The sequence below is a fragment of the Methylococcus capsulatus genome (assembly GCF_036864975.1).
Lineage (GTDB): Bacteria > Pseudomonadota > Gammaproteobacteria > Methylococcales > Methylococcaceae > Methylococcus.
The window spans coordinates 806,793-826,783 of record NZ_CP104311.1 but is presented as its reverse complement, the minus strand read 5'-3'; the positions used below and the strand labels follow the sequence as shown (position 1 = coordinate 826,783).

The following is a 19,991-nucleotide window of genomic DNA, read 5'->3' as shown; positions in this document are numbered from 1 at the left end:
TCTGCTCCATCAGGAACGTCATGTTCAGGTAGCGGCTGTCTTCAGCCTCGCTGCATGGGTCTCGACGCATAGCGCCCAGCTCAATCGCAGGCAGGCTGCAGCATTCGGGAAGATGCTCGCCACGCGGGTGCGTCGTCGCAATTCCCGGCGGATAGCGCTCCAGGCCATGGGTGGTGCGCAGCCGGATGCGGTGCACCGCCGGGAAGTCGAACACCGTGAGGCTCTCGGGAATGGACTCCTCGGCCCAGTGGGCGAGCTTGGGGCGTTCCTTGCGCCAGGCTTCCAAGGCGGCCTTGAGCAGCCGCCCGGCTTCCATCTTGTCCGGGGCATTGAAGAGGGCGCGCATCTGGGCGGCCACCGTTTTCTTCGCCTCCTGGGGGTGACGAACTGGCCGGCATTCTGCTGCGGATGGAACTGGCAGCGCTGCCAGGGCGCCGCGGGCAATACCGCCCGGCGGGCAGCCTTGAGCCGGCGTGATCGTCGGCGACGATGAGCCTGACCCCTTTCAGGCCACGAGCCAGGAGGCTTTCCAGAAAGCGCCGCTTTTTTGTCTCGGCCTCCGCGGTGGCAATGTCACAGCCCAGCACCCGGCGCTTGTTTGATGCCTTGATCCCCACCGCGATGAGCACGGCGCAATCGACGATCCTGCCCTTGAGCCTCACCTTCTCGTAGCGGGCATCCAAGAAGAGGTAGGGCGTCTCGCCCAAGGGCCGCTCACGCCAAGCTTTGAGTCCCTCGTCGAGCTTTTGGGCGGCACGGCTGACCTGGGCGCTGGAGAGGGCAATCTCGGGGCCGAGCAGGCGTTGCAGGAGGTCGATGACGTGGCGGGTGGAGATGCCCTGGACATACACTCGGCCAGAGCGAGATGGACCGCCTGATCGGTGCGCGTCCCCTTCTCCAGGGCAGCGGGGTAAAAGTCGCCGGAACGCACTTGCGGCACCTCAAAGGTCACTTCACCCAGGCGGGTGAGCAGGGTCTTGGGCTTGAAACCATTGGCATAATCACGCCGGGTTGCCGTGCGCTCGTAGGGTGCGGCGCCCAGGAACTCGGCCCGCTCGATCTTGGCCGCTTCATTGACAAGGATGCGCAAGGCCTCGCCCGCGCCATCCAGCCCGTGCTCGAGCAATACCGCATAGGCTGCCTCCAGAGGGTTCGTTTCGACTCGCATCGCCATGAGGGATACACTCCTTTCTCGAAGTCATGGCGTCAGACTCGCCATCGCGCCGCCTACTGGGCGGGAACCGCCGGCGCTATGCGCCTGCGCTTCCCGCCCAGCAAACAACGGGCAAACTGGAATTTACAGAAAGAACGATACACAACTGCGCACACCCTTTCCGGGGATCACCTCGCCGAGTACGCCCAGAGGATGACCGGGACGCCAGGGCTGGTGGCTACGGATCGGCTACAGTCTGCGACCGAAAGGGAAGGTTGCGAATGCCTAACCGATTGATTAAATGGAGCTGGTGACAGGATTCGAACCCGCGACCGGCTGATTACAAATCAGCTGCTCTACCGACTGAGCTACACCAGCATGAAGAGGAGGGCAACGTCTTGCAGAGGTCGCCGATGACCTGCATGGGATGGAAATTATAACTTCCGGTTGCGCGGCGGGGAACCGCGCGGCGATTTTCACTCGGTGGCGGCAGTCTTTTCCGGATATTCGCACAGGTCGGCGATGGGGCACTGCGGGCATTTGGGCTTGCGGGCGGTGCAGGTGTAGCGGCCGTGCAGGATGAGAAGGTGGTGGGCATCCTTCCGAAATGCGCGCGGCGTGTGTTTTTCCAGCGCTTTTTCCACAGCAAGCACAGTCTTGCCCGGCGCCAGACGGGTGCGGTTGGCGACGCGGAAAATGTGGGTGTCCACAGCGATGGTGGGCTGGCCGAAGGCGGTGTTGAGAATGACGTTGGCGGTTTTGCGGCCGACGCCGGGCAGGGCCTCCAAGGCTGCGCGGTCGTGGGGTACTTCGCCGCCGTGGCGTTCGAGCAGCCGTTCGCACAGGGCGATGATGTTTTTGGCCTTGCTGTTGAAAAGCCCGATGGTCTTGATGTATTCGCGCAGTCCTTCTTCCCCCAAGGCCAGAATGGCTTGGGGGGTGTTGGCGGCCGCGAAGAGCTTTGCCGTGGCCTTGTTGACGCCTTTGTCGGTGGCCTGGGCGGAGAGGACGACGGCGATCAGCAGTTCGAAAGGCGTGTCGTAGTGTAGCTCGGTGGTCGGTTCGGGAATGGCGGCGGCGAGGCGTTCGAAGATCTGCCGCCGCTTACTCGCGTTCATGCTTTCCTTGCGGCGGGATCGAACGATGCGGTTTGCGGGGCCGTGGCGTGGGACCGGACGTTGGCGCGGGCGTCGATCACGTTCTTCAGGGCGATGATGAGCCCCAATCCGATGAAAGCGCCGGGCGGCAGAACGGCCAGTAGAAAGCCGTCGTAGTTCTCGATGATCCGCATGCTCCAGTTGCGGGCGCCTTCGCCGAACATCAGTTCGGCCCGGTTCAGCAGGGCGCCGGTGCCGATGATTTCGCGGAAGGCGCCGAGCGCCATCAGTGCGGCAGTGAACCCCAATCCCATGAACAAGCCGTCGAGAACGGCGCGGTCCACCGTGTTTTTCGAGGCGAAGGCTTCGGCGCGGCCGATGATGGCGCAGTTGGTGACGATCAGCGGGATAAAGATGCCGAGGATCTTGTACAGGTCGTGGAAGAATGCGCTCATCAGCAGCTCGATGACGGTGACGTTGGCGGCGATGACCAGCACGAACACCGGCAGGCGCACTTCCGGGGTTATGTGGTTGCGGACCAGTGAAACCACTCCATTGGAGAATACCAGCGCGACGGTGGTGGCCAGCCCCAGCCCGAGGCTGTTGACCACGGTGCTGCTGACGGCGAGCAGTGGGCACAGGCCGAGCAGGGCGACCAGCGCCTGATTGTTGTGCCAGAGGCCATCCAGGGCGATCTTGCGGTAGGGGCCGAGGTTCATGGTGTCTCCTCTTGTTGCGGCGGGGCGAAAACGATGTCCCGGTTGTCCCGGAAGAATTGCAACGTCTTGCGCACGGCTTGGACGACGGCGCGGGGTGTGATGGTGGCGCCGGTGAACTGGTCGAAGTCACCGCCGTCCTTCTTCACGCCCCAGCGTGGTTCGGGCGGGTCCTGCAGCGACAGGCCGGCGAACTGCAGGATCCAATCCGATTTGTGTTCGTCGATGGGGTCGCCGAGGCCAGGGGTTTCTTTGTGGCTTAGCACACGCACGCCGGCCAGGCTGCCGTCGTAGCGGACGGCGACCAGCAGACGGATCGCACCATTGTAGCCATCCGGCGCGATGGGCGAGAGCACGGCGGTGACGGGTTTTCCGGCTTTGCGCGCGCGGTAGATCGGCACTGGCTGCCGTACGCCGAGCAGGGGGTCGGCAAGCTCGATGGTGTCCGTCAGTGGATCATTGTCGAAGGAATCCGGTGGCACCAGTGCCTCGATGGAACGGAGGAGGGTGGCCCGCTCGTTGGCCTCGATGAGCGGTTCGGTGTGGCGGAAGACCATGGACACCAGCCCGGTGCCGACGACCGAAAACACACCGAGGATGAAGGCGGCGACGATGACGGGATGCTGTTTCCGGTTCATCGGGGATGCCCGTAAACTCTGGGGCGGGTGTAATGGTCGATGGTGGGGGCGGCGAGGTTGAGCAACAGCACCGCGAAGGCCACCCCATCCGGGTAACCGCCCCAGGAGCGGATCACGAAGACCAGGCTGCCGATCAGTGCACCGTAGATCAGGCGGCCTCTCGGGGTGGTGGAGGCGGTTACGGGGTCTGTCGCGATGAAGAAGGCGCCGAGCATGGTGGCACCGCCGAGCAGGTGGAACAGCGGGCTGGGGTAGCTTTGCGGCTCCAGCAGAAAGAACGCTAGGCTCCATGTGCCCAGCGCGGCCAGGAAGCCTGCCGGTATCTGCCAGGCGATCAGCCCGCGGTGCAGCAGCCAGAGGCCGCCGGCAAGGTAGCCCAGGTTCACCCATTGCCAGCCTCTGCCGGCCAGTGCGCCGAACAGCGGTCCGGATTGGATCTCGTCGATTGTCCGGCCCAGGCCGAGTTGGGTCTTGAGGGTGTCCAGCGGCGTCGCCATCGCCAGGGCGTCGAAGCTCGATCCGTCCGGCCCCGCATGATGGACGATAGCGTTCCAGACCTCGTTCAGGCCCAAACGAGTGTCGGTGAGATCCGAAGGGGGCAGCCAAGCCGTCATGGCCTTGGGGAAGGAGATGAGCAGGACGGCATAGCCGACCATGGCCGGATTGAACGGGTTGTAACCCAGGCCGCCGTAGAGCTGCTTGCCGACGACGATGGCGAACAGGGTGCCGAAAACGGTGATCCACCAGGGGGCGATCGGCGGCAAGGAGACCGCCAGGAGGGCTCCGGTGAGCGCCGCGCTCCAGTCGGACAGCCCAGCGCGGCTGTGCCGGGCACGCAGCCGCAGCATGGCGGATTCGGCGGTCAGGGCGGTGGTGACCGCCAGTACGAGGTTGACCAGCACGCCCGGCCCGAATTGCCAGAGCTGAGCGGCGACGCCGGGTGCCAGGGCCAGGAGTACCCATTGCATGATGCGGCGGGTACTGGCGCTGGGCGCGAGATGGGGCGCGGGAGCGGTAGGGAAGCGCATGGTCTAGTTGTGGAGCGGTTCCTGGGGCGGGGTCGATTCGCTGGCTGCCACGTCCGCCACCGGCGTGGACCCGGGCGGGCGTTTGCGGGCCTTGGCGCGGGCGATGGCGTCCTGGATCTCGGATGCGTCCGGTTTGGCCAGAGCCGCTTTCTTGCGTTGCGCAGCCTCGGCGCGCTCCTGCTTCTCGCGTTCCTTGCGGGCTTGCCGGGCCTCGAAGCGTTCCCGGGCACGATCGGCCTTGGCGCGCTCGCGCTGCTTGGCGACGAGTTCGCTCTTGGCGGCGCGGAAGTACTGCACCAGCGGAATGTGACTGGGGCAAACGTAATCGCAGCAGCCGCATTCGATGCAATCGGCCAGCTGATATTCTTCGGCCCGCCGCAGATTATCCGCGCGGCTGTACCAGTAGAGCTGCTGAGGGAGCAGGTTGATCGGGCAGACCTCGGCGCAGGCGCCGCAGCGGATGCAGGGCAGTGCCTGTTTGGGGCCGGTGGTCTCGCCGCGGCCGGTCACCAGCACGCAGTTGGCGGCTTTGACCAGGGGCAGCGCGTCGGAGGGGAGGGAGATTCCCATCATCGGGCCCCCCAGGATCAAGCGTTCGGCCGCGCCGGAATAGCCGCCGCTGTAGCGAACCAGATCGGCGATGGGGGTGCCGATACGGGCCAGCCAGTTACCTGGATTCCTGATGCCTTTACCGGTGACGGTGACGATACGTTCGATCAGCGGTTCGCCCCGCACCACCGCCCGGAATACCGCCGCCGCCGTGCCCACGTTCTGGCACACGACGCCGGCATCGGCCGGGATGCCGCGGGCCGGTACTTCGCGCCCGGTGAGGAGATGGATGAGCTGCTTCTCTCCGCCGCTGGGATAGAGGGCCGGCACGACGACGATGTCGATGCTCGAATAATCGCCGGTTTGCCGGATTTCCCGCAGTGCCCGGATCGCCTCCGGCATATCGTCCTCGATGCCGAGCAGGCAGCGCTCGACCCCCAATACCTGCATCAGGATACGTGCACCTTCCAGCACTTCGCGCGGGAAATGCCGTAGCAGGCTGTCGTCGCAGGTGATGTAGGGTTCGCATTCGGCGCCGTTGAGGATCAGAGTGTCGATCGCGCGGTGGCCGGGATCGGTCTTCACCGCAGTCGGGAACGCCGCGCCGCCCAGTCCCACGATACCGGCTTCGAAGATGATCCGGCGCAGTTCGTCCGGTGCGAGTCGGTGGTAGTCGGGATGCGCCTCGGCTTCGAGCGCCAGATCCTCGCCATCGGTATCGATCACGATGGCCAGGTCGGCTAGGCCGGAAGGATGCGGGAGCGGGTGTGGCTCGATGGCACTGACTATGCCTGAGCTAGAGGCATGGATCGGCGGATTCATCGGTCCGTCGCCGCGGGCGATGACCTGCCCTTTACGGACGTGGTCGCCGATCCTCACCACGCTTTGCGCATTCTGCCCGCCGCGCTGCTGCAGCGGGAAGATTAGGCGCGGCGGAACCGGGGCCGTCGCCAGTGGAGCGAGGCTCGAATCCTCTTTGTGGGCGTCCAGGTGCAGGCCGCCGTGGAAGCGGTGTAGCGTGAGCATCAAGGGGCCTCTTCGGGTTTGGGCCAGCGCCAGCTGCCGAGATTGCCACGGGCCGGCTCCAGCGCGATGCAATCGACCGGGCAGGGCGCTATGCAAAGTTCGCAGCCGGTGCATTCGCTGGCGATGACGGTATGCATCAGCTTGGCCGCGCCGAGGATGGCGTCCACCGGGCAGGCCTGGATGCACAGGGTGCAGCCGATGCACTTGGTTTCGTCGATGACGGCGACGCTGGCGGATTTTTCGGTGCCGTGCTCACTGTTCAGCGGCTTGGGTTCCACCCCGAGCAGATCGGCCAGGGCCTGGACGCCGTCCTCGCCGCCGGGCGGGCATTGGTTGATGTCCGCATCCCCTCGTGCGATGGCTTCGGCATAAGGGCGGCAGCCGGGGAAACCGCATTGACCGCATTGGGTCTGCGGCAGCAGGGCATCGATCTTGTCGGCCAGCGGATCGCCCTCCACCTTGAAGCGTCGTGAAGAATAGCCAAGCAACGCACCGAACAAGGTGAACAGTACGCAGACAGCCAGAAATGCCAGCATCCTTGTTCTGCCCTCTTTTTAACCTTTGACCAGGCCGGAGAAGCCCATGAAGGCGACGGAAATGAGGCCGGCGGTGACCAGCGCGATGGCGTTGCCGCGGAACGGTACCGGCACGTCGGCGGCGTCGACCCGCTCCCGCAAACCGGCGAACAGCACCAGCACCAGGGTGAAGCCGGCGGCGGCGCCGAAACCGTAGAGGAAGGATTCGATGAAGTCGTGGTCCGCTTGGACGTTGAGCAGGGCCACGCCGAGCACCGCGCAGTTGGTCGTGATCAGCGGCAGGAAAATTCCCAGTACCTGATGCAGCAGCGGGCTGGTTTTCTTCACGACCATCTCGGTGAACTGGACCACCACCGCGATCACCACGATGAAAGCTAGGGTGCGCAGGTAGGGCAGCCCCATAGGCTCCAGCAGGAAACGGTCGACCAGATAACTGCTGACCGAGGACAGGGTCAGCACGAAGGTCGTCGCCAGTCCCATGCCGATCGCCGTCTCCGATTTGCGGGACACGCCCATGAAGGGGCAGAGCCCTAGGAACTTCACCAGGACGAAGTTGTTCACCAGGGTCGTGCTGACGAGGATCAACAGATAGTCTTTCATCAGGAGGGATGACGATGCGCCGGTGAGGAAACGGCGAATTATAGGGTTGACGGTATGGCTCGGGAAATGCTCGTCAGCGTTTCTTCACGTGGCGGATCATACGCCGGCGCTTCCTGATCTGGCGTTCGGTCAGTTCGTTGCGGCGGCCTTGGAACGGGTTCTCGGCGCTCTTGAACACCAGCTTCAGCGGTACGCCCTGCAGCTTGAAGGCTTTGCGGAACTCGTTGCCGAGATAACGCTTGTAAGCGGCCGGCAGGTCCTCGGTCTGGTTGCCGTGGATCACGATGACCGGTGGGTTGTGGCCGCCCTGGTGAGCGTACTTGAGTTTGATGCGGCGACCCCGGACCAGCGGGGGTGGGTGGGCGTTCAAACAATCCTGCAGCACCTGGGTCAGGCGCGAGGCCGACAGATCCGCCGTGGCGGACTGATAGATCGGTTTGACCGCATCCATCAGGACACCCACGCCGGTGCCGTGTAGAGCCGAGATGAAATATTTCTTGGCGAACTCGAGGAATGGCAGCTTGATATCGATCTGGCGTTTGACCTTGTCACGCTGGTCCGGGGCCAGACCGTCCCATTTATTGAAACCGATCAACAGGCCCCGGCCGATCTCCAGGACCATGCCGAGCAGGTTGGCGTCCTGGTCGGTGAGACCCTCGCTGGCATCCACCAGGTAAATCACCACATGGGCCTTTTCAATGGCCTGGAAGCTCTTGATGACGCTGAATTTTTCCACGCCCTCGTTGACCCGGGCCCGGCGCCGGATGCCGGCAGTGTCGATCAGGGTGTAACGCTCACCGCGGCTTTCGAACGGGATGTAAATGCTATCCCGCGTGGTGCCGGGCTGGTCGTAAACGACTACCCGATCCTCGCCCAGGATGCGGTTGATCAGGGTGGATTTGCCGACATTGGGGCGACCGACCACCGCGATGCGGATACCCTCTTCACCTCCCGTCGCGTCGATTCCTTCGGCTTCCGGCAGCAGCGCTTCGACCCGTTCCAGCACTGCCGGCACGCCGGTGCCGTGCGCGGCTGAAATGAGCAGCGGCTCACCCAGACCGAGCGCATGGAATTCGGCGCCGGCGATCAGTGCTTGGGTACCGTCGATCTTGTTGACGACCAGCAGCACCGGCTTGCTGATACGGCGCAGCCGGTCGGCGATGAGCTCGTCGCCGGCGGTCAAGCCGGCGTGGACGTCAACCAGAAACAGAATGATGTCGGCCTCATCGAGAACGTGGTCCACCTGTTTCATCGCCCGGTCGTCGATACCCTCGGCCGCCTCAATGATGCCGCCGGTATCGACCACGAAATAATCGCGCTCGCCGCGCTGTACCCGGCCGTATTGGCGGTCCCGGGTCAGGCCGGGATAGTCGGCCACCAGTGCGTCACGGGTCCGGGTTAGATAGTTGAACAAGGTGGATTTGCCGACATTGGTGCGGCCTATCAGGGCGACGACGGGCAGCATGCTCAATCCACCGTGATCGCGGCCAGGGTGCCGTCAGTGGCATAGACGTAGACGATGTCGCCATACACCAGCGGAGGGTATTCAATGGGTGCCTCGGTGACTCGGACGCGTCCGACGATGCGTCCGTCCTCCTTGTTCAGCACGTGCAGATAGCCTTCGAAATCGCCGACCACCAGATAGTCCTTCACCAGGGCGGGGGCGGTCAGGCGGCGCTGGTGCAGCTCAGTCTGTTTCCACTGGTCTTCGCCGTTGCGGATGGCGAGTTGCCAGAGATCGGCATTGGCATCGGTGACGTACAGCTCCCTGCGGTCGGCCGTCATGCCGGCGGGAGAGGAAATGCTCTCGCGTTTCCACTGCACTTCGCCCGTATTGAGTCCCAGCGAGGCGGTACCGCCCTGGTAGCCGGAAACGAATACTGAGTCGTTCCGCACTACCGGCGTGGCGCTGAGATCGACCAGCCGTTCGATTTCGGAGCGGCCGCGCGGCAGGGACACGTTGGCCTCCCAGGCCAGCCGGCCTTCCTTGAGCTGGATGGCACTCACCTTGCCACCCCCGAAACCGTCGATCACCAGGTCGCCGGCGATGATCGGAGCCCCCCGGCTGCGTATGGCCAGCGGTGGGGCGTGGCGCTCGAAATACCAGCGCATGGCGCCGGATTTTCGGTCCAGGCCAGTCAGATGGCCGTTCGTGCCGCGGACCACCACCACGTCGTCCGCGACGGCGGGAACGGAAAGGATCTCACTGGCAAGAGAGGCTTTCCAGATCAGCGCGCCGTCGGCCGCGTTCAGCACGATGATCGCTCCTTCCGCGGTCGCCAGGAACAACTCGCCATCGTCGAACACGGGGCCGGCAGACAACTCCATTTCATGGTCGACCGACCACAGTTTCTCGCCGGTAAGGCGGTTGAATGCCTCGACCGTGCCATGCCGTTCCGCGGCGAACACGCGGCTGTCTTCCACGGCGGGGCCGAGATTGATGCTTTGGTCGTCGTAGCCATCACCGATTTCCGCTACCCAGAGTTTGTCCGCCTTTACCTGGGGCGTGATTTCGGCCAGCGGCGCGGGAGGTTCGGCATTGTCCTTGCCGGTGAAGTAGTCCTGAATGCCCTGGTAGGCATTCTGGATGGCATCCAGGCCGGCGCAGCCGGGAAGGACGGCGAGCGAGGCGATGAGTAGGGCGCGGCGGATCATCGGGTGGCGGGGGTGCCGAGGTCGGTCAGCTTGAGTTCCAGCAGGGGTGAAGGCTGGCCTTCCCGACGCGCCTTCAGATAGGCGGCGCGGGCTTCTTCCGGGCGATTCAGGGCGAGGTAAATGTCGCCTTTCAATTCCTCACGAAGTGCGGCGAATTCCGGGGTGCCGCCCGTTAGGCTTTCCACCCGTCTCAGCGCCTCCTCGGTTTCGCCGAGTCCGAGCTGGATTTCGGCGAGCCGCAGTCGTGCGATCTGCAGGATTTTCTCATCCTTGGCGGACGCGATCAGCTGTTGCAGCAGGGTTTTGGCGCCGGCCAGATCGTCCGCCTCCACTTTGAGCCGTACCAGGAACAGCTTGCCATAAGTGGCATAAGCGGAGCCTGGGAACTGCTGGTCGATCCGTTCGCCCAGTTGGATGGCGGCCTCGGTCTGCTTGTTCGCCACGGCATCGAGGAGCTGTTGGTACAGCGTTCCCCCGAGCAATGCCTTTTCCTCCTGGGAACGTTTCCACGCGCCCCAGCCGACGATCACAGCGATGCCCAGCGCCACGCCCCAGACGATGGAATTGGCGTTGGCTTTCCACCAGCGTTTGAGCGCTTCGAGGCGCTCTTCTTCGGTCAGATAAACTTCCATGGCAACCTCTCGTTCAGATTGGGACACAGGATTGGATGAGCCGGACCAGGTCCGCCTGGGCGACTGTCTGCTGGGCACCGTCCGAACGTAAGGGTTTCAGACTGATGCTGTCGTCGCGCATTTCGTCCTCGCCCAGGATCAGGGCGAAAGCCGCTTCGCTCTTGTCGGCGCGTTTGAACTGGTTCTTGAAGCTGCCGCCTCCGCAATTGACCACGAGCCGCAGGCCGGGAAAAGCGTCCCTGAGCATTTCCGCCAGCACTGCACCGCGTCGCTCTGCGGCCGTACCCGCCATGATGAAATAGATATGCGGGGCAGCGTCGGCGAAAGCCTCACCGGTCAACTCGATCAGGCGTTCCATCCCCAAGGCGAAGCCGATGGCACTGGAGTCGCGGCCGCCGAGCTGGGCCACTAGGCCATCGTAGCGGCCGCCGGCGCAGACGGTGCCCTGAGTGCCCAGTTCGTCCGTCACCCATTCGAATACGGTGTTGCAGTAATAATCGAGGCCCCGCACCAGGCGCGGGTTGATCACATAAGGGACGTCGGTGGCATCCAGTAGCGCGGTCAGTCCCTCGAAGTGGGCACGCGATGCCCCGCCCAGATAGTCGGCCAGCACCGGCGCGCCGGCCAGCAGTTCTTTCATTGCCGGATTCTTGCTGTCCAGGATGCGCAGCGGATTGGTTTCCAGGCGCCGCACGCTGTCCGCATCCAGCCCGTCGTAATTCTCGCGCAGATAATCCACCAGAATCTGGCGGTAGGCCAGCCGTTCGTCGGGCGTGCCCAGGGAGTTCAGTTCCAGCCGCAGTTTGTGGGCCACCCCTAAGCGCTGCCAGAGCCGGCGGCTCAGGAAGATCAGTTCCGCATCGATGTCCGGTCCGGGCATGCCGAACACCTCGACACCGACCTGGTGGAACTGCCGGTAACGCCCTTTCTGGGGTCGCTCGTGGCGGAACATAGGGCCTGCATACCACAGCCGATGGGTCTGGTTGTGCAGCAGGCCATGCTCGAGGCAGGCACGCAGGCACCCGGCAGTGCCTTCGGGGCGCAGGGTCAGCGAGTCGCCGTTGCGGTCCTCGAAGACATACATCTCTTTCTCGACGATGTCGGTGACTTCGCCGATGGAGCGTTTGAACAGTTCGGTCTTTTCGACGATGGGCAGGCGGATCTCGCGGTAGCCATAGCTAGCCATGACGCTGCGGATCTGGTGTTCGACCTGCTGCCAGCGCGGCGTCATGTCCGGCAGGATGTCGTGCATGCCACGGACGGCTTGGATTTTTTCGCTCATGGGGTCGATCTGTCTAGCGATGGGCAAGCGCGGTCACGGTTTCCCGAACAGGCGCCGCGCCTGCACGGCTTCGCCCGAATCCGGAAACTCCGCCCAGATCCGGTCGGCTAGTCGCCGGGCCTCGGTGGCATCGCCCAGGGCCAGTTCGGTCTGGACGCCGAGCCAGAGGGTCTCCGGCGTGTCTGCGGCGACGGTCTGGTAACGTTGCAGGAAGGCGCGGGTGGACAGGTATTGCCGTGCTTCCAGACTGACATGGGCCATTTCCAGCAGCGCCGGTGGGTAGCCGGGGTTCTTCTCCAGCGCCCGGCGCAGATACGGCTCGGCTTCCGCGGTCCGGCCTGCACGGCGCAGGCAGGTCCCGGCATTGGAGAAGGGAATCCAGGGTTGCGGGTAGAGGGGGGTCGAATAGGCGGCTTCGAACTTGGCCAAGGCTTCCTGGGTGTGTCCGGTATGGCAGAGGAAACGTCCGTAATTGTTGAAGGCGCTGTAATTTTCCGGGTTCAATGCCAGGGCTTCGCGGAAATGCTGGTCGGCTTGCGCGGTCTGGCCCAGCTTTTCGTAAAGAATGGCCAGTGCGTCGTGCGCATCGCTGTTGGCCGGGTTCAGCTCCACCGCATGCTTCAAGTCGGCCAGAGCCGCTTCCAGGGCTCCCAGCGCCATGTAGCGGACGCCTTTCTGGACATAGACGTCCGCAGTGCTGAGCTCGCCGTAGGGGTCGTTGGCCGCGTGCGGCTTTTGCTCTGGCGTAGTGCAGGCGGCAATGGTTCCCAGCAGTGCAGTCAAAGGCAGCCATCCTCTCATCATCAATGCGCGGCGTGCAGACGGAACTGGCGCCGGCTGCGGTCGTTGACCTTGCCTACCAGTTGGCCACAGGCGGCGTCGATGTCACGGCCCCGGGTCTTGCGGGTGGTGGTGATGAGTCCGGCATCCTGGAGAATCTGGGCGAAGCGGGCGATGGTCTCGGGGCGCGAGCAGCGGTAAGCCGAGTTCGGGAAGGGGTTGAACGGGATCAGGTTGACCTTGGACGGCACATGGCTCAGCAGCCGGATCAGGGCGCGGGCATGTTCGGGCTGGTCGTTCACCCCCTCCAGCATCACGTATTCGAAAGTGATTTTGCGGCGGTTTTCCGTGCCGACATAGCGTTTACAGGCGGCCAACAAATCCCTGATGGGGTACTTGCGGTTGATCGGGACCAGTTCGTTGCGCAGGGTGTCGTCGGGAGCGTGCAGCGACACCGCCAGGCTGATGTCGCTGACCTCGGCCAGCCGGTCCAGCGCCGGTACGATGCCGGAGGTGCTGAGCGTGACCCGCCGTTTCGACAGGCCGTAAGCGAAGTCGTCCATCATCAACCGGGTTGCGGCGACCACGTTGCCGAAGTTGAGCAGCGGCTCGCCCATGCCCATCAGCACCACGTTGCTGATGCGTTGTTCTTCGCCGAGTCGGTGCTGCGCCACCCAGAGTTGGCCGATGATCTCGGATGTCGTCAGGTTGCGGTTGAATCCCTGACGGGCGGTGGAACAGAACGAGCATTCGAGCGAGCAGCCCACCTGTGAGGAGACGCACAGGGTGTTGCGTCCCTCATCGGGGATAAGCACGGTCTCGACCCGGTTGACGGCGTCCACCTGCAGCACCCATTTGCGGGTGCCGTCAGCCGAGCGCTGCTCGAGCACGAGTTCGGGCGGCCGGATCTCGCTCACGGCTTCCAACCGGCTGCGCAGCGCTTTGCTCAGATTGGTCATCAGGCCGAAGTCGGTGACGCCGCGCTGATGGATCCATTGCAGCAGCTGCGAGGCGCGGAACGGCTTTTCGCCGATGCGGACGAAGAAGGCTTCCATGCCTTCCCGGTCCAGATCGAGCAGATTGACGCGGGTTTCCGCGTCAGCGGGTACGGGGGCGGATTTCATCGCTCTTGAAGAAATAGGCGATCTCCTGGGCCGCCGTTTCCGGACCATCGGAGCCGTGCACCGCATTCTCGTCGATACTGACGGCGAAGTCGGCGCGGATGGTGCCGGGGGCGGCATCCCTGGGATTGGTGGCACCCATCAGTTCGCGGTTCTTGGCGATGGCGTTCTCGCCTTCCAGCACCTGGATCATGACTGGGCCACTGATCATGAACGATACCAAGTCATTGAAGAACGGGCGTTCCCGGTGTACAGCATAGAAGCCTTCGGCCTGTTCACGGGAGAGCTGGGTCATCTTCGCGGCCACGATCCTGAGGCCGGCCTTTTCGAAGCGGGAATAAATCTCGCCGATGACGTTCTTGGCGACCGCGTCCGGCTTGATGATGGAAAGGGTGCGTTCTACCGCCATGGAATCTCCTTGCGTTTTAGAGTGGATTGAAATCGCACGGGGGCTGGCCCCATCCATTCGGGGCGATACCGCCCGGATGGAAAAAATCCATTGATTCTACCGGATTTTTGTAATGTTTTGGAGTATCGCGCCTCGGCCGGAGCGGCTTTAGACCGCGAAGCTTTCACCGCAGCCGCAACTCGCGGTGGCCTTGGGATTGTGGAAGCGGAAGGCTTCGTTCAGTCCTTCCCGGGCGTAGTCGATTTCGACGCCATCGAGGTAAGTCAGGTCAGCGGTTTTGACCACGACCTTGACGCCGTGCTGTTCGAATACCGCGTCGTCTGCGGCGATTTCGTCGGCGTAATCCACGACGTAGGCGTAGCCCGAGCATCCTGCCTGCCGGATGCCCAGGCGCAGTCCCAGCCCGCGTCCGCGGCGCCGGAGTTGCCTGGCTATCTGTGCGGCGGCATTTTCGGTCACTGTCACAGCCATGATGATGTCCTCAAGATGTAAGCGTGAAATGTCAACATTGCGTTCCTGTTTCGAGGATTCGACCGAGCGCGGCCAGCAGTTGTTCCACCTCGGTTTCGGTGTTGTCCTTGCCGAGACTGATCCGCACCGCTCCCGTGGCCAGGGCCGGATCGACACCCATGGCGAGCAGCACCGGGCTGGGTTCACGCGCTCCGCTGGCGCAGGCTGAACCGCTGGAAACCGCGATGCCGTGCCGGTCCAGCAGCATGACGAGGGTCTCGCCGTCATAGCCGGCCACGGCGAACTGTAATGTATTGGGGAGCCGCTCCGCGGTGCGGGCGAAGACCGTCGTGCGGGGGAGTTCTTCGATGCCCTGTTCCAGGCGGTTGCGCAGCCGGCGCAGCCGCTGGCTGCGCTCTTCCAGTTCGGTGGCGGCAAGCTCGGCGGCTTTGCCGAAACCGACGATCGCGGCGACGTTCTCGGTGCCGCCGCGCAGGCCCTTTTCCTGTTCACCGCCATGGATGAGCGGTGTCAGCGGGACTGAAGCGTCGGCAATCAATGCGCCCGCTCCCTTGGGGCCGCCGATCTTGTGTCCCGACAAGGACATCAGGTGAGCGCCGGTCCCGGCGAAGCTCAAAGGAATTTTTCCCGCTGCCTGGACCGCATCGCAATGGAGCCAGGTACCCGTGGCCAAAGTGGCGATGCGGCGGACGTCCTGGATCACTCCGGTCTCGTTGTTGGCCAGCATCACCGAGACGATGTCTGGCGGGTTTTCCGCAATGGCGTCGAGGGTGGCATCCTCGATCAGCCCCTGCGCGTCCACCGCCAGGGTGCGACAGTCCCAGCCGTACCTGGCGAGGAACCGTGTGGGTTCGGCGACGGAGGGGTGTTCGGTGGCGCCAATACGGATGCGGCCGGGTTTCAGGCTCCAGGCCAGTCCTTTGATGGCGAGGTTGTTGGCTTCGCTGCCGCCGCTGGTGAACAAGACCTGGCTGGGCGCTGCGCCGGCCAGCGCGGCAACCTGGGCGCGGGCGGTTTCCACGGCGTCGCGGGCGATACGGCCGGGGCGGTGCAGACTGGAGGGATTGCCGTGGCAGGATTTCAGGTAGGGCAGCATGGCCTCCAGCACCCGCTCGTCCAGCGGGGTGGTGGCGTTGTGATCGAAGTAGATCATCCGGTCTTGGCCGGCTCCTGTCCCATGAGCAGTTCGGCGCGCCGCAGGCTCTGGCGGTCCTGCCGTTCGGCGACCTGCCGAACCGGCTGGCGGTTCAGTACTTCACCGAGGCTGATGGATGCGAGGTACTCACGAATCTGTTCACTCAGACCCATCCAAAGATCGTGAGTGAGACAGGGTTGGTTGTTCTGACAGTTGGCCTTGCCGCCACAACGGGTGGAATCGATCGGCTCGTCCACGGCGGCGATGATTTCGGCGATATTGATCTCGTTCGCGCCGCGGCTCAGCTGGTAGCCGCCACCGGGGCCGCGGACGCCTTCCACCATGCCGGCCCGGCGCAGGCGGGCGAACAGTTGTTCGAGATAGGATAAGGATATATTCTGCCGCTTGGCGATATCGGTCAGTGTGACCGGATTCGTTTCGCTGTGATACGCGAGATCCAGCATGGCGGTGACCGCATAGCGGCCCTTCGTCGTCAGTCGCACGACATTTTTCCTCCCCAGTTGACGAAATTTCAGGATTCAGCCGATCAAGCGACGGTGGCCAGATATGCCCGAGCGATTTAGTAAATTATTCTGTGGCTTTTCCGTGTTCAATTCAACCGATCCGGGTGTCGGCTCGAAAGTTTTTTCTGCTGGACGGCTCGGTGGCTCCGGAACGCTTCGATCCTGCGGCGGGGCATGTCGGCATAGACAGTCCCAGCCGTTAATCGGACAATCAGACGCGGGGATTACAAAGTGAGGGACGCGGAGTAAACGCAAATGGCCGATCATCACCACGCATCCGAGCTGGAGCACGGCACCGCCGGCAGGAAGGCGGCCGCGGTTGTGTTCATCGTCGGTATCACGGCGCTGATCGTTGCGCTGGATCGGTTTGGCGTGTTTGGTCCCGGCCACGAGGGTGGTGAGGAGCAGGCTGAACCGACGCCGCGGACGGCGGAGCAGCTGGGTCGCCCTTTGCTGGAGCCTTCGGTTCCACAGAACGAACAAGCGCCGGCGGCTGGCGAAGGGAATGAAGCCCCGGGTCCTCTTTCCGTCACTGGCAACTATTCCGGCAGTGAAATCCGTACCGCCGGTTACAGCGAAGGCATGAGTTTTTCGCTGGAGATGTCCCTGGACCAGCGCGGCTACGCGGTCTACGGGAACTATTCCAACAGCGCCGGTGACGCGGGGAATCTGAAGGGTTCGGTGGAGGGAGAGGCTTTTTCCGGCCGCACGGAATCGCTGATGCTGCCCGGCAATTTCTGCGATTTCGAGGCCGAAGCCCGGCAGGGGGGCGTGATCATCCAGGGCGAGTTTCAGTGCTCCACAGGGGACCGGTCCAGGTTTACCCTCAGGCGCCGTTAGCGGATGCCCGAGTTCCGTCGCGGTGGGAACAGGTGCGGGTTGCGCGCCACGAAGCGCCGGACCAGCCGGTCGGCAATGAGCGAGTCGCCGTTTTTGACGTAGTGATAGCCCATCCATGCGGCCAGAAAGGCGCCGGCGGCATCGACGATGAGGTCGGTCATGGTATCGTGCGCCGATTTCTGCATGTTGAAGCCGAAGCTCTGGTCCATCAGGAATTCGAAAATCTCCCACAAGGCGCCTACCGACATTGAGTAACAGAACGCCGTGATGGCAACGTAGAACGGCGCCATTTTTACCCGATGGGTGCTGTGGAAGGCATAGATCAGCAGGAAGCCCAGGAGTCCCATGACCAGCGCCGAAACACTGTGCAGCAACAGGTCCCACCACCAGAACCGTTCGTAGAACATCGCCACTTCGCCCAGGCCGAATGCGGCGTACAGGAACAGGCAGGTGACGAACGTGAACTCCACTGGCAACTGGACCTGGAACTGGCGGGCGATTATGGCGGGCAGGAAGGTCATAGCGAGCACGGCGAGTGACGTGAAGGCGACCAGCCATTGAGCCTCGTGCAGGGCGCCGATGAAGACGCCCAGGATCAGTGTCTGCAGGAGCAGTGACAGCCAGATTTGCAGCCGCTCGGCCCAATCTTCCGGAGCGAGCGCCGCGTGCAGGCGCGACGGTTGACGACGGCTCCGGCGTAGCGCTCCCATGATGGGCTCAGACAGAGAGGATGTCCAGTCCGGCGCCGCACTCCGGTGCGCTCTCCGCGGTGTTGCGGAGTGACTCCAGAGCCGCGAAGTCGAACAGCCGGGTGTCGGCAAGCTGCGAGGGAGCGACGTTCTGGAGTGCCGTGAACACGGTTTCGACCCGGCCCGGATGACGTTTTTTCCACTCCTTGAGCATGGTTTTCATGGCCTGACGCTGGAGATTTTCCTGGGAGCCGCACAGATTGCAGGGAATGATGGGGAAGCCGCGGATCCTGGCGTATTCGGCAATGTCTTCCTCTTTGCAATAAGCCAGGGGCCGGATCACGATGTGACGGCGGTCATCGCTGAGCAGCTTGGGCGGCATGGCTTTCAAAGTACCGCCGTAGAACAGGTTGAGGAAGAACGTTTCCAGGATGTCGTCGCGATGGTGTCCCAGCGCGATCTTGGTGATGCCTCGCTCGGCCGCGTAGCGGTACAACAGGCCGCGCCGCAGGCGGGAACACAGGCCGCAAGTGGTTTTGCCTTCCGGGATGATGCTCTTGACGATGCTGTAGGTGTCCTGCTCAATGATATGGAAGGGAATGCCCTGCTCCGATAGGTAGTTCGGCAGGACGTCGGCCGGAAAACCCGGCTGTTTCTGATCCAGGTTGACTGCGATGAGGTCGAAGCTCACCGGTGCGTTGATCCGCAGTTTCAGCAGGATGTCCAGCAGAGTGAAGGAGTCCTTGCCGCCAGACAGGCAGACCATCACGCGGTCCCCTTCCTGGATCATTCCGTAGTCGGCGATGGCCTGCCCCGTGAGCCTTCGCAGCCGCTTCTGCAGCTTGTTGAACTCGTAGCGTTCCTTGGCGTAAAGAGGGGCTGCTGTGTTAGCCGGCATAGCGTTGGAAGATCAGGGTCGCGTTGGTGCCCCCGAAACCGAAGCTGTTGGACATCACCGTGTCGAGGCGCACTCCGTCGATCCGCTCGCGAACGATGGGGATGCCCTCCGCGCCGGGATCGAGGGTTTGTATATTGGCCGAAGCGCAGATGAAACCGTGTTCGAGCATCAAGAGGGAGTAGATCGCCTCGTGCACCCCGGCGGCGCCGAGGGCATGGCCGGTCAAGGACTTGGTGGAACTGACCGGCGGCACATCGTCGCCGAATACGGCCCTCATGGCCTCCAGTTCGCGGATGTCGCCAACCGGCGTGCTGGTGCCGTGGGCGTTGATGTAGTCGACTTGCGCCGCGGACATCGTGGCCATCGCCTGCCGCATGCAGCGCACTGCCCCCTCGCCGGAGGGCTGGACCATATCGTAGCCGTCGGAGGTGGCGCCGTAACCGGTGAGTTCCGCATAGATCCGGGCCCCGCGCGCCTTGGCATGCTCCAGTTCCTCCAAGACGAGGACGCCGCCGCCGCCGGAGATGACGAAGCCGTCACGATCGGCGTCGTAGGGCCGGGAGGCGCATTCGGGTGCGTCGTTGTACTTGGTCGACAGCGCGCCCATCGCATCGAACAATACACTCATGGTCCAATGGATTTCTTCGCCCCCCCCGGCAAATACGATGTCCTGTTTGCCTAATTGGATCTGTTCCGCGGCATTGCCGATGCAGTGGGCGCTGGTGGCGCAGGCCGAGCTGATCGAATAGTTGACGCCTTTGATCTGGAACGGCGTAGCCAGGCAGGCGGAGTTGGTGTTGGACATTGAGCGCGGCACCATGTACGGCCCGACTTTCTTCACGCCTTTTTCGCGGAAAGTACTCCAGGCGGCCAGCATATTGGAAGTCGACGGGCCACCGGATCCCATGATCAGGCCGGTACGGGGGTCGGAAACCTCGCCGGGTTCGAGCCCGGCGTCGGCGATGGCTTCCTGCATGGCGAGATAATTGAACGCGGCACCGTCGCCCATGAAGCGGCGGATCTTGCGGTCGATGCGTTCGTCGGGATTCAGCCGGATCGGGGCGTAGACTTGGCTGCGGAAGCCGAGTTCGCCGTATTCCTCGGAACGGCAGACGCCGGAGCGCCCGAGCCGCAGGGACTCCACGACCTCGGCTTTGTTGTTGCCGATGCTGGAAACGATGCCGATGCCGGTAACGACTACACGTCTCATAT

The 19,991-nt window shown here is 63.5% G+C and carries 21 protein-coding genes, 1 tRNA gene and 1 pseudogene; 1 reads left to right on the top strand and 22 read right to left on the bottom strand.

The window, feature by feature from the left end; all coding sequences use genetic code 11:
* Window positions 1-24: 24 nt before the first annotated feature.
* The 19 genes and pseudogenes from N4J17_RS03935 to iscR form a co-directional block, all read right to left on the bottom strand.
* Window positions 25-1,174, bottom strand: a pseudogene (locus N4J17_RS03935) (IS256 family transposase).
* Between the two features lie 281 nt (window positions 1,175-1,455).
* Window positions 1,456-1,531, bottom strand: a tRNA-Thr gene (locus N4J17_RS03930).
* Between the two features lie 98 nt (window positions 1,532-1,629).
* Window positions 1,630-2,271, bottom strand: a complete 642-nt coding sequence (gene nth / locus N4J17_RS03925) for an endonuclease III (RefSeq protein ID WP_198324128.1) — start codon at window positions 2,269-2,271, stop codon at window positions 1,630-1,632.
* Window positions 2,268-2,969: an electron transport complex subunit E gene (locus N4J17_RS03920; protein ID WP_198324129.1), complete on the bottom strand. Its 702-nt coding sequence runs from the start codon at window positions 2,967-2,969 to the stop codon at window positions 2,268-2,270. Before N4J17_RS03920 ends, nth begins: the two co-directional genes overlap by 4 nt.
* Window positions 2,966-3,604, bottom strand: a complete 639-nt coding sequence (gene rsxG / locus N4J17_RS03915) for an electron transport complex subunit RsxG (RefSeq protein WP_198324130.1) — start codon at window positions 3,602-3,604, stop codon at window positions 2,966-2,968. Before rsxG ends, N4J17_RS03920 begins: the two co-directional genes overlap by 4 nt.
* Window positions 3,601-4,632: an electron transport complex subunit RsxD gene (rsxD, locus tag N4J17_RS03910; protein ID WP_198324131.1), complete on the bottom strand. Its 1,032-nt coding sequence runs from the start codon at window positions 4,630-4,632 to the stop codon at window positions 3,601-3,603. Before rsxD ends, rsxG begins: the two co-directional genes overlap by 4 nt.
* 3 nt (window positions 4,633-4,635) lie before the next feature.
* On the bottom strand, window positions 4,636-6,207 hold the full coding sequence (rsxC, locus tag N4J17_RS03905) for an electron transport complex subunit RsxC (protein ID WP_198324132.1): 1,572 nt from the start codon (window positions 6,205-6,207) through the stop codon (window positions 4,636-4,638).
* Window positions 6,207-6,743, bottom strand: coding sequence for an electron transport complex subunit RsxB (gene rsxB / locus N4J17_RS03900; RefSeq protein WP_198324133.1), 537 nt, complete (start codon window positions 6,741-6,743; stop codon window positions 6,207-6,209). Before rsxB ends, rsxC begins: the two co-directional genes overlap by 1 nt.
* A gap of 18 nt (window positions 6,744-6,761) precedes the next feature.
* Complete coding sequence (gene rsxA / locus N4J17_RS03895) at window positions 6,762-7,343, bottom strand: electron transport complex subunit RsxA (RefSeq protein WP_198324134.1); 582 nt, start codon at window positions 7,341-7,343, stop codon at window positions 6,762-6,764.
* A gap of 73 nt (window positions 7,344-7,416) precedes the next feature.
* Entirely contained in the window at window positions 7,417-8,808 is a 1,392-nt protein-coding gene (gene der / locus N4J17_RS03890; RefSeq protein ID WP_198324135.1) for a ribosome biogenesis GTPase Der, read from the bottom strand.
* 2 nt (window positions 8,809-8,810) lie between these two features.
* Complete coding sequence (gene bamB / locus N4J17_RS03885; RefSeq protein WP_198324136.1) at window positions 8,811-9,998, bottom strand: outer membrane protein assembly factor BamB; 1,188 nt, start codon at window positions 9,996-9,998, stop codon at window positions 8,811-8,813.
* A complete protein-coding gene (locus N4J17_RS03880; RefSeq protein WP_198324137.1) occupies window positions 9,995-10,630 on the bottom strand; it encodes a YfgM family protein in 636 nt (211 codons plus the stop codon). The genes bamB and N4J17_RS03880 overlap by 4 nt, the downstream gene beginning before the upstream one ends.
* 13 nt (window positions 10,631-10,643) lie before the next feature.
* Window positions 10,644-11,912: a histidine--tRNA ligase gene (gene hisS / locus N4J17_RS03875; protein WP_198324138.1), complete on the bottom strand. Its 1,269-nt coding sequence runs from the start codon at window positions 11,910-11,912 to the stop codon at window positions 10,644-10,646.
* 33 nt (window positions 11,913-11,945) lie between these two features.
* Window positions 11,946-12,695 (bottom strand): type IV pilus biogenesis/stability protein PilW, encoded by a 750-nt coding sequence (gene pilW, locus N4J17_RS03870; protein WP_232470730.1) that lies wholly within the window; start codon window positions 12,693-12,695, stop codon window positions 11,946-11,948.
* A gap of 20 nt (window positions 12,696-12,715) precedes the next feature.
* Window positions 12,716-13,816, bottom strand: a complete 1,101-nt coding sequence (gene rlmN / locus N4J17_RS03865; RefSeq protein WP_198324139.1) for a 23S rRNA (adenine(2503)-C(2))-methyltransferase RlmN — start codon at window positions 13,814-13,816, stop codon at window positions 12,716-12,718.
* On the bottom strand, window positions 13,791-14,222 hold the full coding sequence (gene ndk, locus N4J17_RS03860; protein ID WP_198324140.1) for a nucleoside-diphosphate kinase: 432 nt from the start codon (window positions 14,220-14,222) through the stop codon (window positions 13,791-13,793). The genes rlmN and ndk overlap by 26 nt, the downstream gene beginning before the upstream one ends.
* 147 nt (window positions 14,223-14,369) lie before the next feature.
* A complete protein-coding gene (locus N4J17_RS03855; protein ID WP_198324141.1) occupies window positions 14,370-14,693 on the bottom strand; it encodes a HesB/IscA family protein in 324 nt (107 codons plus the stop codon).
* 31 nt (window positions 14,694-14,724) lie between these two features.
* Window positions 14,725-15,846: a cysteine desulfurase family protein gene (locus N4J17_RS03850; protein WP_198324142.1), complete on the bottom strand. Its 1,122-nt coding sequence runs from the start codon at window positions 15,844-15,846 to the stop codon at window positions 14,725-14,727.
* Window positions 15,843-16,331: a Fe-S cluster assembly transcriptional regulator IscR gene (gene iscR / locus N4J17_RS03845; RefSeq protein WP_198324143.1), complete on the bottom strand. Its 489-nt coding sequence runs from the start codon at window positions 16,329-16,331 to the stop codon at window positions 15,843-15,845. Before iscR ends, N4J17_RS03850 begins: the two co-directional genes overlap by 4 nt.
* Window positions 16,332-16,607: 276 nt before the next feature.
* Here iscR and N4J17_RS03840 point away from each other — a divergent pair, with 276 nt between their 5' ends.
* On the top strand, window positions 16,608-17,192 hold the full coding sequence (locus N4J17_RS03840; protein ID WP_198324144.1) for a hypothetical protein: 585 nt from the start codon (window positions 16,608-16,610) through the stop codon (window positions 17,190-17,192).
* Here the strand turns inward: N4J17_RS03840 and N4J17_RS03835 are convergent.
* From N4J17_RS03835 to fabB, 3 genes are read right to left on the bottom strand one after another with little or no spacing between them, the layout of a single operon-like run.
* Window positions 17,189-17,902 (bottom strand): hypothetical protein, encoded by a 714-nt coding sequence (locus tag N4J17_RS03835; RefSeq protein WP_198324145.1) that lies wholly within the window; start codon window positions 17,900-17,902, stop codon window positions 17,189-17,191. The two genes, N4J17_RS03840 and N4J17_RS03835, sit on opposite strands and share 4 nt — an antisense overlap.
* Window positions 17,903-17,909: 7 nt before the next feature.
* Window positions 17,910-18,779, bottom strand: a complete 870-nt coding sequence (gene ttcA / locus N4J17_RS03830) for a tRNA 2-thiocytidine(32) synthetase TtcA (RefSeq protein WP_198324146.1) — start codon at window positions 18,777-18,779, stop codon at window positions 17,910-17,912.
* Window positions 18,769-19,989, bottom strand: a complete 1,221-nt coding sequence (fabB, locus tag N4J17_RS03825) for a beta-ketoacyl-ACP synthase I (RefSeq protein ID WP_198324147.1) — start codon at window positions 19,987-19,989, stop codon at window positions 18,769-18,771. The genes ttcA and fabB overlap by 11 nt, the downstream gene beginning before the upstream one ends.
* Window positions 19,990-19,991 lie beyond the last annotated feature (2 nt).

Bases quoted from the DNA above. Each gene is read 5' to 3' on its own strand.
- nth (WP_198324128.1), bottom strand. From the start codon at position 2,271: ATGAACGCGAGTAAGCGGCGGCAGATCTTCGAACGCCTCGCCGCCGCC.
- N4J17_RS03920 (WP_198324129.1), bottom strand. From the start codon at position 2,969: ATGAACCTCGGCCCCTACCGCAAGATCGCCCTGGATGGCCTCTGGCAC.
- rsxG (WP_198324130.1), bottom strand. From the start codon at position 3,604: ATGAACCGGAAACAGCATCCCGTCATCGTCGCCGCCTTCATCCTCGGT.
- rsxD (WP_198324131.1), bottom strand. From the start codon at position 4,632: ATGCGCTTCCCTACCGCTCCCGCGCCCCATCTCGCGCCCAGCGCCAGT.
- rsxC (WP_198324132.1), bottom strand. From the start codon at position 6,207: ATGCTCACGCTACACCGCTTCCACGGCGGCCTGCACCTGGACGCCCAC.
- rsxB (WP_198324133.1), bottom strand. From the start codon at position 6,743: ATGCTGGCATTTCTGGCTGTCTGCGTACTGTTCACCTTGTTCGGTGCG.
- rsxA (WP_198324134.1), bottom strand. From the start codon at position 7,343: ATGAAAGACTATCTGTTGATCCTCGTCAGCACGACCCTGGTGAACAAC.
- der (WP_198324135.1), bottom strand. From the start codon at position 8,808: ATGCTGCCCGTCGTCGCCCTGATAGGCCGCACCAATGTCGGCAAATCC.
- bamB (WP_198324136.1), bottom strand. From the start codon at position 9,998: ATGATCCGCCGCGCCCTACTCATCGCCTCGCTCGCCGTCCTTCCCGGC.
- N4J17_RS03880 (WP_198324137.1), bottom strand. From the start codon at position 10,630: ATGGAAGTTTATCTGACCGAAGAAGAGCGCCTCGAAGCGCTCAAACGC.
- hisS (WP_198324138.1), bottom strand. From the start codon at position 11,912: ATGAGCGAAAAAATCCAAGCCGTCCGTGGCATGCACGACATCCTGCCG.
- rlmN (WP_198324139.1), bottom strand. From the start codon at position 13,816: ATGAAATCCGCCCCCGTACCCGCTGACGCGGAAACCCGCGTCAATCTG.
- ndk (WP_198324140.1), bottom strand. From the start codon at position 14,222: ATGGCGGTAGAACGCACCCTTTCCATCATCAAGCCGGACGCGGTCGCC.
- N4J17_RS03855 (WP_198324141.1), bottom strand. From the start codon at position 14,693: ATGGCTGTGACAGTGACCGAAAATGCCGCCGCACAGATAGCCAGGCAA.
- N4J17_RS03850 (WP_198324142.1), bottom strand. From the start codon at position 15,846: ATGATCTACTTCGATCACAACGCCACCACCCCGCTGGACGAGCGGGTG.
- N4J17_RS03840 (WP_198324144.1), top strand. From the start codon at position 16,608: ATGGCCGATCATCACCACGCATCCGAGCTGGAGCACGGCACCGCCGGC.
- N4J17_RS03835 (WP_198324145.1), bottom strand. From the start codon at position 17,902: ATGGGAGCGCTACGCCGGAGCCGTCGTCAACCGTCGCGCCTGCACGCG.
- ttcA (WP_198324146.1), bottom strand. From the start codon at position 18,779: ATGCCGGCTAACACAGCAGCCCCTCTTTACGCCAAGGAACGCTACGAG.
- fabB (WP_198324147.1), bottom strand. From the start codon at position 19,989: ATGAGACGTGTAGTCGTTACCGGCATCGGCATCGTTTCCAGCATCGGC.